The 12,298-nt window shown below is 52.6% G+C and carries 15 protein-coding genes and 1 other RNA gene; 10 read left to right on the top strand and 6 right to left on the bottom strand.

The genetic code is table 11. From position 1 onward, the window contains the following. Positions 1–9: 9 nt before the first annotated feature. The 3 genes from rimM to ffh all read right to left on the bottom strand — a co-directional run bounded on the left by rimM (position 10) and on the right by ffh (position 2,291). Complete coding sequence (gene rimM, locus LBF07_RS05870; RefSeq protein WP_029741020.1) at positions 10–549, bottom strand: ribosome maturation factor RimM; 540 nt, start codon at positions 547–549, stop codon at positions 10–12. Positions 550–564: 15 nt separating this feature from the next. Beyond that, positions 565–813, bottom strand: coding sequence for a 30S ribosomal protein S16 (rpsP, locus tag LBF07_RS05875; RefSeq protein WP_003863133.1), 249 nt, complete (start codon positions 811–813; stop codon positions 565–567). Between the two features lie 116 nt (positions 814–929). Continuing rightward, positions 930–2,291, bottom strand: a complete 1,362-nt coding sequence (gene ffh / locus LBF07_RS05880; protein ID WP_014884878.1) for a signal recognition particle protein — start codon at positions 2,289–2,291, stop codon at positions 930–932. A gap of 166 nt (positions 2,292–2,457) precedes the next feature. On the opposite strand from ffh, the gene LBF07_RS05885 reads away from it, so the two are divergent. Further along, complete coding sequence (locus LBF07_RS05885; protein WP_014884879.1) at positions 2,458–3,249, top strand: inner membrane protein YpjD; 792 nt, start codon at positions 2,458–2,460, stop codon at positions 3,247–3,249. 19 nt (positions 3,250–3,268) lie between these two features. Continuing rightward, the gene (locus tag LBF07_RS05890) at positions 3,269–4,555 is read left to right on the top strand and encodes an HlyC/CorC family transporter (RefSeq protein WP_094935667.1); all 1,287 of its coding nucleotides are present in this window, start codon (positions 3,269–3,271) and stop codon (positions 4,553–4,555) included. 51 nt (positions 4,556–4,606) lie between these two features. On the opposite strand, the gene grpE is transcribed toward LBF07_RS05890, so the two are convergent. Continuing rightward, positions 4,607–5,200 carry a nucleotide exchange factor GrpE gene (gene grpE, locus LBF07_RS05895; protein ID WP_139157721.1) on the bottom strand — a complete coding sequence of 198 codons (594 nt, stop codon included), beginning with the start codon at positions 5,198–5,200 and terminating at the stop codon, positions 4,607–4,609. Positions 5,201–5,322: 122 nt separating this feature from the next. Between grpE and nadK the strand changes: the two genes are divergently transcribed. The 3 genes from nadK (at position 5,323) to bamE (ending at position 8,425) form a co-directional block, all read left to right on the top strand. Continuing rightward, positions 5,323–6,201, top strand: coding sequence for an NAD(+) kinase (nadK, locus tag LBF07_RS05900; protein ID WP_008502500.1), 879 nt, complete (start codon positions 5,323–5,325; stop codon positions 6,199–6,201). Positions 6,202–6,286: 85 nt separating this feature from the next. Next, positions 6,287–7,948, top strand: coding sequence for a DNA repair protein RecN (recN, locus tag LBF07_RS05905; RefSeq protein WP_033146256.1), 1,662 nt, complete (start codon positions 6,287–6,289; stop codon positions 7,946–7,948). A gap of 138 nt (positions 7,949–8,086) precedes the next feature. Next, positions 8,087–8,425 carry an outer membrane protein assembly factor BamE gene (bamE, locus tag LBF07_RS05910; RefSeq protein WP_008502502.1) on the top strand — a complete coding sequence of 113 codons (339 nt, stop codon included), beginning with the start codon at positions 8,087–8,089 and terminating at the stop codon, positions 8,423–8,425. Positions 8,426–8,528: 103 nt separating this feature from the next. Here bamE and LBF07_RS05915 read toward each other — a convergent pair whose 3' ends face one another. Together LBF07_RS05915 and LBF07_RS05920 are read right to left on the bottom strand one after the other, a co-directional pair. Beyond that, positions 8,529–8,816, bottom strand: coding sequence for an RnfH family protein (locus tag LBF07_RS05915; protein ID WP_048979774.1), 288 nt, complete (start codon positions 8,814–8,816; stop codon positions 8,529–8,531). Continuing rightward, positions 8,806–9,243, bottom strand: coding sequence for a type II toxin-antitoxin system RatA family toxin (locus tag LBF07_RS05920; protein ID WP_024908332.1), 438 nt, complete (start codon positions 9,241–9,243; stop codon positions 8,806–8,808). The genes LBF07_RS05915 and LBF07_RS05920 overlap by 11 nt, the downstream gene beginning before the upstream one ends. A 156-nt stretch (positions 9,244–9,399) precedes the next feature. Between LBF07_RS05920 and smpB the strand changes: the two genes are divergently transcribed. From smpB to LBF07_RS05945, 5 genes are all read left to right on the top strand, one after another. Next, positions 9,400–9,882, top strand: coding sequence for an SsrA-binding protein SmpB (gene smpB, locus LBF07_RS05925; RefSeq protein ID WP_024908331.1), 483 nt, complete (start codon positions 9,400–9,402; stop codon positions 9,880–9,882). An 89-nt stretch (positions 9,883–9,971) separates the two neighbouring features. Continuing rightward, positions 9,972–10,335: a transfer-messenger RNA gene (gene ssrA, locus LBF07_RS05930) on the top strand. 271 nt (positions 10,336–10,606) lie between these two features. Continuing rightward, positions 10,607–10,873, top strand: coding sequence for a DinI family protein (locus LBF07_RS05935; protein ID WP_094935664.1), 267 nt, complete (start codon positions 10,607–10,609; stop codon positions 10,871–10,873). 245 nt (positions 10,874–11,118) lie between these two features. Further along, positions 11,119–11,859 carry an N-acetyltransferase gene (locus LBF07_RS05940; protein ID WP_094935663.1) on the top strand — a complete coding sequence of 247 codons (741 nt, stop codon included), beginning with the start codon at positions 11,119–11,121 and terminating at the stop codon, positions 11,857–11,859. Further along, positions 11,860–12,267, top strand: coding sequence for a MaoC family dehydratase (locus tag LBF07_RS05945; RefSeq protein WP_094935662.1), 408 nt, complete (start codon positions 11,860–11,862; stop codon positions 12,265–12,267). Positions 12,268–12,298 lie beyond the last annotated feature (31 nt).

Consider the following 12,298-nt stretch of genomic DNA (forward strand, 5'->3'; position numbering starts at 1 on the left):
CCGGAGAATTTAAAAACCAGGATCCCAATCTACTTCAATGGTTTGAGTAGTGAGATCGACTTTCTTGATAACCTGTCCATCGAGGAACGGAACCAACCGCTCCTTGATGCCAAATGCATCTTTCAGGTTTGCCTTAATGACGAGAACGTCATTTGACCCGGTTTCCATCATATCGATGACTTTCCCCAGGCTGTAGCCTTCGGTAGTGACTACCTGGCAACCCATAAGGTCTTTCCAGTAGTAGTCGCCCTCTTCCAGCTGTGGCAACTGCGACGAATCCACGACAATTTCACAATTAGTCAGCGCATTCGCAGCATCACGATCGTCAACGCCTTTCAGCTTGATGATGATGTCCTGATTGTGGTGACGCCAGCTTTCCAGCTCGACCTCTTCCCACTTACCGCCTTTCTGGATAAACCAGGGCTGGTAATCAAAAATGCTATCAGCGTCTTCAGTGGAGGAAAACACTCTGAGCCAACCACGGATACCGTAGCAAGAACCCATTTTTCCCAATACGATCGGTTCAACAGGTGCTTTATTGCTCATCATGACCACCGTGACAGATTAAGCTGCTTTGTTTGCTGCTTTGATCAGCGTAGCAACGCGATCGGAAACAGTAGCGCCCTGGCCAACCCAGTGAGCGATACGATCCAGATCCAGACGAGTTTCTTCTTCTGCGCCAGCGGCCAGTGGGTTGAAGAAACCAACGCGCTCGATGAAGCGACCGTTGCGTGCATTACGGCTGTCAGTCACAACAACCTGGTAGAACGGACGCTTTTTAGCGCCGTGACGAGCTAAACGAATAGTTACCATAACATCCTCTTGTGTGAATAAAACAACCGGGCCCCATCGAGGAACGGAGCCCGGGTGTCATATTAAAAGCCCGAAAATTTTACTCATTTTCGGGCAAAAAGCAATCTCAAAAGCGATTAACGCCCTGGAAAACCGGGTGGCATCATGCCTTTCATGCCGCGCATCATCTTCGCCATGCCGCCTTTCTTCATTTTCTTCATCATGCGCTGCATGTCGTCGAACTGTTTAAGAAGACGGTTAACGTCCTGCACCTGCATGCCGCAACCGGCTGCGATACGGCGTTTACGGGAACCTTTGATGATATCCGGGTTAGCGCGCTCTTTCAGCGTCATCGAGTTGATGATCGCCTCCATACGCACCAGCACCTTGTCATCCATCTGCGCTTTCACGTTGTCAGGGATCTGGCCCATGCCCGGCAGTTTGCCCATCAGGCTGGCCATGCCGCCCATGTTTTTCATCTGACGCAGCTGCTCAAGGAAGTCGGTAAGATCGAAACCGTCACCTTTTTTCAGCTTGCTGGCAAGCTTCTCGGCCTGCGCGCGGTCAACTTTGCTCTCGATATCTTCGATCAGCGACAGCACGTCGCCCATGCCGAGGATACGGGAGGCAATACGATCCGGGTGGAACGGCTCGAGCGCTTCAGTTTTCTCGCCCACGCCGAGGAATTTAATCGGCTTACCGGTGATGTGACGAATCGAGAGCGCCGCACCGCCGCGGGCGTCACCGTCCACTTTAGTCAGCACCACGCCGGTTAGCGGCAGCGCTTCGTTAAACGCTTTCGCGGTATTCGCCGCATCCTGACCGGTCATGGCGTCGACAACGAACAGGGTCTCTACCGGGTTGATAGAGGCATGTACCTGCTTGATCTCGTCCATCATCGCTTCGTCAACGTGCAGACGACCGGCGGTATCCACCAGCAGCACATCGTAGAATTTCAGCTTCGCTTCTTTCAGCGCCGCGTTAACGATGTCGACAGGCTTCTGCGCCACGTCGGACGGGAAGAAATCTACGCCGACCTGCTCGGCCAGGGTTTCCAGCTGTTTGATCGCCGCCGGGCGATAGACGTCCGCAGAAACTACCAGCACTTTCTTCTTGTGCTTTTCACGCAGGAATTTACCCAGCTTACCGACGCTGGTCGTTTTACCTGCACCCTGCAGGCCCGCCATCAGCACCACGGCCGGCGGCTGAGCCGCCAGGTTAAGCACCTGGTTCTCTTCGCCCATCGCCGAAACCAGTTCATTACGAACGATTTTGACGAACTCCTGACCCGGGGTCAGGCTCTTGTTAACTTCATGACCAACCGCCTTCTCTTTAACGCGGTTGATAAAATCACGAACAACCGGCAACGCGACGTCTGCTTCCAGCAGCGCCATGCGCACTTCGCGCAGCGTTTCCTTGATGTTCTCTTCAGTAAGGCGTCCGCGGCCGCTGATGTTGCGCAGCGTGCGCGACAAACGATCGGTTAAATTATCAAACATTGTCTCTCGCCTGAGTAGAAACGTTGGGCCGCCATGGGCGACACATACACAGAATTTTGCCGGAGTATAACATGAAGGCGCCTTTGTTGTTATGCAACGGTTGGAGCAGGCGTCACGTAACGTTATACTGCTTCTCTTTCTTATTAAGACAACTGTCGATGCCTATATGCCTGTTTTCGCACTGATCGCCCTTGTTGCCTACTCTGTCAGCCTCGCGCTGATCGTTCCCGGACTGCTGCAAAAAAACAGCGGCTGGCGGCGCATGGCTATTCTTTCCGCGGTGATCGCACTGATCAGCCACGCGTTTGCGCTGGAATCACGCATCATTCCCGGCGACGGCAGCGTGCAAAACCTGAGCGTCCTCAACGTCGGCTCGCTGGTCAGCCTGATGATCTGTACGGTAATGACCATCGTCGCGTCTAAAAATCGCGGCTGGCTGCTGCTGCCGATTGTCTATACCTTCGCGCTGATCAATCTGGCCCTCGCCACCTTTATGCCTAATGAATTTATTACGCATCTGGAGGCGACGCCGGGGATGCTGGTGCATATCGGCCTGTCGCTCTTTGCCTACGCGACGCTGATCATCGCCGCGCTTTATGCCATGCAGCTCGCCTGGATTGACTACCAGCTGAAAAACAAAAAGCTGGCGTTTAACCATGAGATGCCGCCGCTGATGGTCATTGAGCGTAAGATGTTCCACATCACCCAGGTGGGCGTGGTGCTGTTGACGCTGACGCTCTGCACGGGCCTGTTTTACATGAAGAACCTGTTCAGCGTGGAGAATATCGATAAAGCGGTGCTCTCCATCATCGCGTGGTTTGTCTATATTGTCCTGTTATGGGGCCATTATCATGAAGGCTGGCGCGGTCGTCGCGTGGTCTGGTTCAACGTCGCGGGTGCGGGCATTCTCACCCTTGCCTATTTTGGCAGCCGCTTCATACAGCAATTTGCTGGCTAAGTAACAAAAGGAGTTCCCCCTGGAACACATCTCTACCACCACGCTGATCGTTATCCTGATCGTCATGGTGGTCATCTCCGCCTATTTCTCCGGCTCGGAAACCGGCATGATGACCTTAAACCGCTACCGGTTACGTCATCGTGCTAAACAGGGTAACCGTGCCGCTCGTCGCGTTGAAAAACTGCTTCGCAAGCCGGATCGCCTGATAAGCCTGGTGCTCATCGGCAACAACCTTGTCAACATTCTGGCCTCCGCCCTCGGCACCATCGTTGGGATGCGCCTGTACGGCAACGCCGGGGTGGCGATTGCCACCGGCGTGCTGACGTTTGTGGTACTGGTGTTTGCCGAAGTGCTGCCGAAAACCATCGCCGCGCTTTACCCGGAGAAAGTCGCCTACCCGAGCAGCTTCCTGCTGGCACCGCTGCAGATCCTGATGATGCCCCTGGTCTGGCTGCTGAACATGGTGACGCGCGTCCTGATGCGGATGGTGGGGATCAAAGCCGATGTCACCATCAGCAGCGCGCTCAGCAAAGAAGAGCTTCGCACCATCGTGCATGAATCCCGCTCGCAGATCTCCCGACGCAATCAGGACATGCTCCTGTCGGTGCTGGATCTGGAAAAGGTGAGCGTAAACGACATCATGGTGCCGCGTAACGAAATCGTCGGTATCGACATCAATGACGACTGGAAAGCCATCGTTCGCCAGCTGACGCACTCCCCGCACGGGCGCATTGTGCTCTATCGCGACTCGCTGGATGACGCCATCAGCATGCTGCGCGTGCGCGAAGCCTACCGTCTGATGACCGAGAAAAAAGAGTTCACCAAAGAGGTGATGCTGCGCGCCGCCGACGAGATTTACTACGTGCCGGAAGGGACCCCGCTCAGCACGCAGCTGGTGAAATTCCAGCGCAACAAGAAGAAGGTCGGCCTGGTGGTCAATGAGTACGGCGATATTCAGGGACTGGTGACGGTCGAAGATATTCTGGAAGAGATTGTCGGGGACTTTACTACGTCAATGTCGCCTTCCCTCGCGGAAGAGGTTACCCCGCAAAACGACGGCTCGGTGCTGATTGACGGTAGCGCGAACATTCGTGAACTCAACAAAGCCTTTAACTGGCATTTGCCGGAAGATGAGGCTCGCACGATTAACGGGATGATTCTGGAAGCGCTGGAAGAGATCCCGGCGGCGGGCACGCGGGTGCGCATTGAGCAGTACGATATTGATATCCTGGACGTGCAGGACAATATGATTAAGCAGGTGAAAGTCCTGCCCGTAAAACCCCTGCGCGAAAGTATCGCTGAGTAAGGCTGTAGGCCGGGTAAGGCGAAACCGCCACCCGGCACTACGAATGGCAAATTACGCTTTCGCTTTCACCACGGTCACCATCGCAGCGCGAATGGTACGGCCGTTCAGGGTGTAACCTTTCTGCATCACGCCCAGCACTTTACCGGCTTCCACCTCTTCTGACTCCACCATTGCAATCGCCTGGTGGACGTTTGGATCCAGCGGTACGTTGGTATCGGCAATCACTTCCACGCCAAACTTACGCACCACGTCGAGCATGGATTTCAGCGTCAGTTCAATACCTTCGATCATCGCCGCGTTGTCCGGATTCGCTTTGTCAGCCACTTCCAGCGCGCGATCGAGGCTATCGATTACCGGCAGCAGTTCGTTGACGAATTTCTCCAGCGCAAATTTATGCGCCTTCTCAACGTCCTGCTCGGTACGACGACGCAGGTTTTCCATTTCCGCCTTGATGCGCAGAACACCATCGCGTTCGCGATTCTGTGCTTCTACCAGCTGGGCTTCCAGATTCGCAATTTTTTCATCGCGCGGGTCCACCTGCTCAGCAGATGCGTCTGGCTCTACAGCCTCAACTTCATCGTGCTGTTCCGTGATAATTTCTTCAGGGGCTTGCCCCTCAGGCGTTTTCTGTTCTTTACTACTCATGAATTTCTCCGCGTTTTTCTGCATTCATCTCGCTAACTTCGCTTATTATGGGGATCAGTTTCCGGGATTCAAGGGAACAAGACAGATTGTCATCATTCATCAGGCACAAGGACCTCCAGAAAATGAATAATCATTTCAGGTGTATTGGGATCGTCGGGCATCCGCGTCACCCTACCGCACTAACGACACATGAAATGTTGTATCGCTGGTTGTGTAGCAAAGGCTATGAAGTGATGGTCGAGCAGCAGATTGCGCAGGAGCTGCAGCTGAAGAGCGTCAAAACCGGCACGCTGGCGGAAATTGGTCAACAGGCCGATCTCGCCGTGGTGGTGGGCGGCGACGGCAACATGCTCGGCGCGGCCCGCACGCTGGCGCGTTATGACATTAAGGTCATCGGCATCAACCGTGGCAATCTCGGCTTTTTAACCGACCTCGACCCGGACAATGCCCAACAGCAGCTGGCCGACGTGCTGGAAGGGCACTATATCAGCGAAAAACGCTTTTTACTGGAAGCGCAGGTGTGCCAGCAGGACTGTCAGAAGCGCATCAGCACCGCGATTAACGAGGTGGTTCTTCACCCCGGAAAAGTGGCGCACATGATTGAATTCGAAGTTTACATCGACGAAATCTTTGCCTTCTCCCAGCGTTCCGACGGGCTGATTATCTCCACCCCGACAGGCTCAACCGCCTACTCGCTTTCTGCCGGCGGCCCGATCCTGACGCCCTCGCTGGATGCCATTACCCTGGTGCCGATGTTCCCGCACACGCTCTCCGCCCGCCCGCTGGTCATCAACGGCGACAGCACGATACGCCTGCGCTTCTCGCACCGCCGTAACGACCTGGAGATCAGCTGCGACAGCCAGATAGCGCTGCCGATCCAGGAAGGTGAAGATGTCCTTATTCGTCGGTGTGATTACCATCTGAATCTGATTCACCCGAAAGATTACAGCTATTTCAACACATTAAGCTCGAAGCTTGGCTGGTCAAAAAAATTGTTCTGATTTTGCATCCAGTACTTTACTGTATAAAAAACCAGTTTATACTGTATGAAAACACAGTTATGGTTTTTCATACAGGAAAACAATTATGCTGGCACAACTGACCATCAGCAACTTTGCCATTGTTCGTGAGCTTGAGATCGATTTCCACAGCGGCATGACGGCGATCACCGGGGAAACCGGTGCAGGTAAATCCATTGCCATTGATGCCCTCGGCTTGTGCCTTGGCGGCCGCGCAGAGGGCGACATGGTGCGCATGGGCGCAAACCGTGCCGACCTGTGCGCCCGTTTCTCCCTGAAAGACACCCCTGCCGCCCAGCGCTGGCTGGAACAGAACCAGCTTGAAGATGGACGTGAGTGTTTACTTCGCCGCGTGATCAGCAGCGACGGTCGTTCACGTGGCTTTATCAACGGCACGGCGGTCCCGCTCTCCCAGCTTCGCGAACTCGGCCAGCTGCTTATCCAGATCCACGGTCAGCACGCGCACCAGCAACTCGTCAAACCTGAACAGCAGAAAGCGCTGCTCGATGGCTATGCGGGTGAGTACGCGCTTACTCAGCTTATGGCGGAGCACTATCGCCAGTGGCATCAGAGCTGCCGTGAACTTGCCCAGCACCAGCAGCAAAGCCAGGAGCGCGCAGCACGTGCGGAGCTGCTGGCGTACCAGCTTAAAGAGCTCAACGAATTCAACCCGCAGCCGGGTGAGTTTGAGCAAATCGACGAAGAGTACAAACGTCTGGCAAACAGCGGCCACCTGCTCTCAACCAGCCAGAATGCGCTCAACCTGCTGGCGGACGGCGAAGACGTGAACCTGCAAAGCCAGCTGTATAACGTCCGCCAGCTCATTACCGAATTGGTCGGCATGGACAGCAAGCTTTCTGGCGTCCTGGATATGCTGGAAGAAGCGGCCATTCAGATCTCCGAAGCCAGTGACGAACTGCGCCACTACTGTGAACGTCTGGATCTCGACCCGAACCGTCTGTTTGAGCTGGAGCAGCGTATCTCCCGTCAGATTTCACTGGCGCGCAAGCACCACGTCACGCCGGAAGAGCTGCCAGGATTCTATCAGTCTCTGCTGGAAGAACAGCAGCAGCTTGACGATCAGGCTGACTCGCAGGAGACCCTCTCTCTCGCGGTGAACCTGCACCATGAACAGGCGCTGGCGACAGCGCAAAAGCTGCATGAAATCCGTCAGCATTACGCCCAGGAGCTAAGCCAGCACATCACCGACAGCATGCACACGCTGGCGATGCCGCACGGCATCTTCACCATCGATGTTCGCTTTGAAGAGAACCACCTGACGGCGGAAGGTGCGGACCGCATCGAGTTCCGCGTCACTACCAACCCGGGGCAGCCGCTGCAGGCTATCTCCAAAGTGGCCTCCGGCGGTGAACTTTCGCGTATTGCGCTGGCGATTCAGGTGATTACCGCGCGTAAAATGGAAACCCCGGCGCTGATTTTCGATGAAGTGGATGTCGGCATCAGCGGCCCAACGGCGGCGGTGGTGGGCAAACTGCTGCGCCAGCTAGGCGAATCAACGCAGGTGATGTGTGTCACCCACCTGCCGCAGGTCGCGGGCTGTGGTCATCATCACTTTATTGTCAGCAAAGAAACCGACGGTGAAATGACCGAAACGCACATGAAGCCGCTGGATAAACGTGCGCGTCTGCAGGAGCTTGCTCGCCTGCTCGGCGGCAGCGAAGTCACCCGCAATACGCTCGCGAACGCGAAAGAACTGCTGGCGGCATAAACTTTTTCGGGATCTCAGGGTCATACAGAACAACAAAAACGCCGCCAGACCGGTTTCAAAGTGGGACAAGGTCTATTATCATCGGCATATTACATATGAGCCGCGTTCTGCTCGGGCCCGAAAAGGAATCAAATCACTATGCGTTGTAAAATGCTGACCGCTGCCGCAGCGGTTCTTCTGATGTTGACCGCAGGCTGTTCCACTCTGGAGAAAGTGGTTTACCGTCCTGACATCAACCAGGGGAACTACCTTACCCCTAACGATGTGTCCAAAATCCGTGTGGGGATGACACAACAGCAGGTCGCTTATGCACTGGGAACCCCGATGATGTCCGATCCATTCGGCACTAACACCTGGTTCTATGTATTCCGTCAGAAGCCGGGCCACGAAGATGCGACCCAGCAGACCCTGACGCTGACCTTCAGCAGCGCCGGTGTGTTGACCAACATCGACAACAAGCCTGCCCTGACCAAATAATCGGAAGTCAGAAATGCAAAAAGGTGCTCATTGAGCACCTTTTTTGTTTTTCTTTTATCCCCTCGCCCCTTTGGGGAGAGGGTCAGGGTGAGGGGAAAACACGCTACTTACCCGATTTCTCCGCACGCTGACGTCGCAGCTCTTTCGGGTCAGCAATCAGCGGGCGATAAATCTCAACCCGGTCGCCCTCTTTCAGCACATCACCCAGCTTCACCGGACGGCTATAAATCCCGACCTTATTTTTCGCCAGGTCGATATCGCTGCGAAGTTCGAGGATGCCGGACGCGCGGATAGCCACCTCAACGGTTGCCCCCTCTTCCAGCGTCACGTGCTGCAGATACTGCTTCTCCGGCAGCGCGTACACCACTTCTACAGCAATCTTATGCGACACTGTAAACCTCTTTGGCGCGGGTGGTGAACGCCTGAACCATATTCGAGGCCAGCTCTTTAAAGATGCGGCCAAACGCCAGCTCAATCAGCTTATTGGTAAATTCAAAGTCCAGCTGGAACTCGATGCGACAGGCGTCAGCGCTCAGCGGCGTAAACTTCCAGCCCCCCATCAGGGTTTTAAACGGACCATCCACCAGATGCATCAAAATACTCTGATTGCTGGTCAGCGTATTGCGGGTGGTGAACGTCTTGCTGATCCCCGCTTTGGAGACATCCACCGCCGCAGTCATCTGCGTCGGGCCGGACTCCAGAACGCGGCTCCCGGTGCACCCCGGAATAAATTCTGGATAAGACTGAACGTCGTTCACTAACTGATACATTTGTTCCGCGCTGTAAGGCACGAGCGCAGTACGGCTAATCTGAGGCATAGCATTTCCCATGGTCACACAACGGACAAATAATAACATTTATCACCTGTTAAAAAAACGCTAAGCCTCATCTCGTGCTAAGATAGCGCGTTAGACCTCACAGGACGCAATGAGGTGACTTTTTGAAATCAGATTACCGACGGCTTTACGACACTTATGACGAAGAAAAAAGCACATAAACCAGGCTCGGCGACCATTGCGCTCAACAAGCGTGCTCGCCACGAGTATTTCATTGAAGAAGAATTCGAAGCTGGCCTTGCGTTGCAGGGCTGGGAAGTAAAATCGCTGCGCGCCGGGAAAGCCAACATCGGCGATAGCTACGTGATCCTGAAAGATGGCGAAGCCTTCCTGTTCGGCGCGAATTTTACGCCGCTGACCGTCGCCTCCTCACACTACGTGTGTGATCCAACGCGCACGCGTAAACTGCTGCTAAACAAGCGTGAACTGGAATCCCTCTACGGACGCATCAACCGTGAAGGTTTCACCGTGGTCGCCCTGTCCCTGTACTGGAAAAATGCCTGGTGCAAAGTGAAAATTGGCGTCGCGAAGGGTAAAAAACAGCACGACAAACGTACTGACCTGAAAGAGCGCGAGTGGCAGCTTGATAAAGCGCGCATCATGAAAAACGCAGGACGTTGATTCTGCACACTTATTGTACTATTCAATAAGGTAGCGTTCCGGGCTGGTATCCAGGAAGTGAAATCTGGTATACTTAGTTCAACACTATTGGGGCTGATTCTGGATTCGACGGGATTTGCGAAACCCAAGGTGCATGCCGAGGGGCGGTTTGCCTCGTTAAAAGCCGCAAAAAAATAGTCGCAAACGACGAAAACTACGCTTTAGCAGCTTAATAACCTGCTCTGAGCCCTCTCTCCCTAGCTTCCGCTCTTAAGACGGGGATCAAAGAGAGGTCAAACCCAAAAGAGATCGCGTGGAAGCCCTGCCTGGGGTTGAAGCGTTAAAACTAATCAGGCTAGTTCGTTAGTGGCGTGTCTGTCCGCAGCTGGCGTGCGAATGTAAAGACAAACTAAGCATGTAGTACCGAGGATGTAGAAATTTCGGACGCGGGTTCAACTCCCGCCAGCTCCACCACTTTTGATAGGACTGCAACCGGACAGTGGCAATAAAAACAGCCACTTATGGACTCTGACCAGACAGAACGCAGACCGAGAAAAGACAAAAAAATGCACGTGAAATGCACGTGCACTTTAAAAGAACCCCAGATCTCACGGTCTGGGGTTTTTCTATTTGTAACTAAGGGTAACAAAAACACTTCCCTTCCTCCCGCTGCGCTCGCCTTGACACTGTTTATTTTTACAGTAAAAATACTGTACACAACAACAGTGGTTTTCCGGAGGCTTTTATGTTCGTTGAATTGGTTTATGACAAGCGAAATGTAGAGGGTCTTGAAGGGGCCAGAGAGATTATCTTGGCAGAGCTGACGAAGCGAGTGCACCTGATTTTCCCTGATGCCGAAGTGAGGGTGAAGCCGATGCAGGCGAACGGCTTGAATAGCGATGCCAGCAAAAACGATCGGGAAAAACTGAACCGCATGCTGGAGGATATGTTTGAAGAGGCCGATATGTGGCTGGTATCTGAGTTCCCGACAGTTCGCCAGGTTGGGCTGTAAAACTAAGCAGGCTGCCAGCTTCAACATCCATCGGCGGCCTGCATCCCGGAAATTTTAACTCGTTTTCCCCTGGCCACAATCATTCCCTCGGCTTACACCCATTACTTATTGAAACACCTTGTCCTTCGGTCGCCGATAAGCCCCTATCTTTTATGAAATAAAAAGAAACATCTTGTTTTTAATAGTGTTTTGTGGTAATTGATTTGACCACTTTACTCAGGATTTTTACTATAAGGGACACGTAAATGAAGGTTGGAAAATATTCCATAATTTCTGAAAAAGCATTAATAGGTAACAACGTGACAATTGGTGATTTTGTTACCATTCACGATAATGTCACCATTGAAGATAACTCTATCATTGAGTCCTATTGCGAAATAGGTGTGGCGAATAAACTTTCAGGTGGGGAACAATTAAGAATCGGCAAAAACTCGCATGTTCGTTCACACAGTATTTTTTACGAAGGCTCGGTATTTGGCGATGGTTTGATGACTGGGCATCGTGTAACTGTTCGAGAAAAAACTAAAGCAGGGAAAGGCTTTCAGATCGGTACTCTTTCCGACATTCAGGGACATTGTGATATTGGCGATTATGTCAGAACTCACAGCAACGTCCATATTGGTCAACATAGCTCAATTGGAAACTATGTCTGGCTCTTCCCATATGTAGTTCTGACCAATGACCCACACCCGCCAAGTGAAGTTGTCATGGGTGTGACTATTGAAGATTTCGCTGTAGTTGCAACTATGTCTGTAATCTTACCTGGCGCTAACATAGCTCATGGCTGCTTAGTGGGGGCTCATTCCTGTCTCTCGGGTAAAACTGAAGCCGATATGATTTACGCAGGAAACCCAGCTCGTGCAGTCGGACCAACTAGCAGACTAAAACTTCGTGATGGATCTCGTAAGCCAGCTTATCCATGGAGAAAACACTTCTCCAGAGGTTACCCGCAAGAAGTCGTCGAATCATGGATTGAGGAAGTATAAATGTACAAACTGGAAGATTTACAGGTAGGCATGTCGGCCTCTTACTCTCAGACAATCACTGACTCTGACATTAAGAGCTTTGCTGCTTTGTCGGGCGACCGTAACCCTGTGCATATGGATGAAGAATATGCAGCATCTTCTCGTTATAAAAAACGTATTGCACACGGAATGTTTAGTACCAGTTTCTTTTCTGCACTTTTTGGAACAAAACTACCCGGTGAAGGCTGTGTATATGTTTCTCAAAATACCAAGTTCCGAAAGCCTGTATATATAGGTGATACTGTTATTGCCACTGTTGAAGTTAAAGATATTGATATTGAAAAGCGTCGTATATTTTTTAACACTTACTGCAAAGTAGGAAATTCAAAAGTAATAACAGGAGAGGCCGAAATCTACATGCCATTGTAAGCACCTTCCCGCATAAATATAGCATCATATT

This window comes from Enterobacter cloacae complex sp. ECL352 (genome assembly GCF_020149545.1).
Taxonomy (GTDB): Bacteria; Pseudomonadota; Gammaproteobacteria; order Enterobacterales; family Enterobacteriaceae; genus Enterobacter; species Enterobacter asburiae_B.

Excerpts from the sequence above, each read along its gene's own strand:
- grpE (WP_139157721.1), bottom strand. The coding sequence starts at position 5,200 with ATGAGTAGTAAAGAACAGAAAACGCCTGAGGGGCAAGCCCCTGAAGAA.
- LBF07_RS05885 (WP_014884879.1), top strand. The coding sequence starts at position 2,458 with ATGCCTGTTTTCGCACTGATCGCCCTTGTTGCCTACTCTGTCAGCCTC.
- ffh (WP_014884878.1), bottom strand. The coding sequence starts at position 2,291 with ATGTTTGATAATTTAACCGATCGTTTGTCGCGCACGCTGCGCAACATC.
- nadK (WP_008502500.1), top strand. The coding sequence starts at position 5,323 with ATGAATAATCATTTCAGGTGTATTGGGATCGTCGGGCATCCGCGTCAC.
- bamE (WP_008502502.1), top strand. The coding sequence starts at position 8,087 with ATGCGTTGTAAAATGCTGACCGCTGCCGCAGCGGTTCTTCTGATGTTG.
- smpB (WP_024908331.1), top strand. The coding sequence starts at position 9,400 with ATGACGAAGAAAAAAGCACATAAACCAGGCTCGGCGACCATTGCGCTC.
- rimM (WP_029741020.1), bottom strand. The coding sequence starts at position 549 with ATGATGAGCAATAAAGCACCTGTTGAACCGATCGTATTGGGAAAAATG.
- LBF07_RS05920 (WP_024908332.1), bottom strand. The coding sequence starts at position 9,243 with ATGCCTCAGATTAGCCGTACTGCGCTCGTGCCTTACAGCGCGGAACAA.
- LBF07_RS05945 (WP_094935662.1), top strand. The coding sequence starts at position 11,860 with ATGTACAAACTGGAAGATTTACAGGTAGGCATGTCGGCCTCTTACTCT.
- recN (WP_033146256.1), top strand. The coding sequence starts at position 6,287 with ATGCTGGCACAACTGACCATCAGCAACTTTGCCATTGTTCGTGAGCTT.
- LBF07_RS05935 (WP_094935664.1), top strand. The coding sequence starts at position 10,607 with ATGTTCGTTGAATTGGTTTATGACAAGCGAAATGTAGAGGGTCTTGAA.
- LBF07_RS05940 (WP_094935663.1), top strand. The coding sequence starts at position 11,119 with ATGAAGGTTGGAAAATATTCCATAATTTCTGAAAAAGCATTAATAGGT.
- rpsP (WP_003863133.1), bottom strand. The coding sequence starts at position 813 with ATGGTAACTATTCGTTTAGCTCGTCACGGCGCTAAAAAGCGTCCGTTC.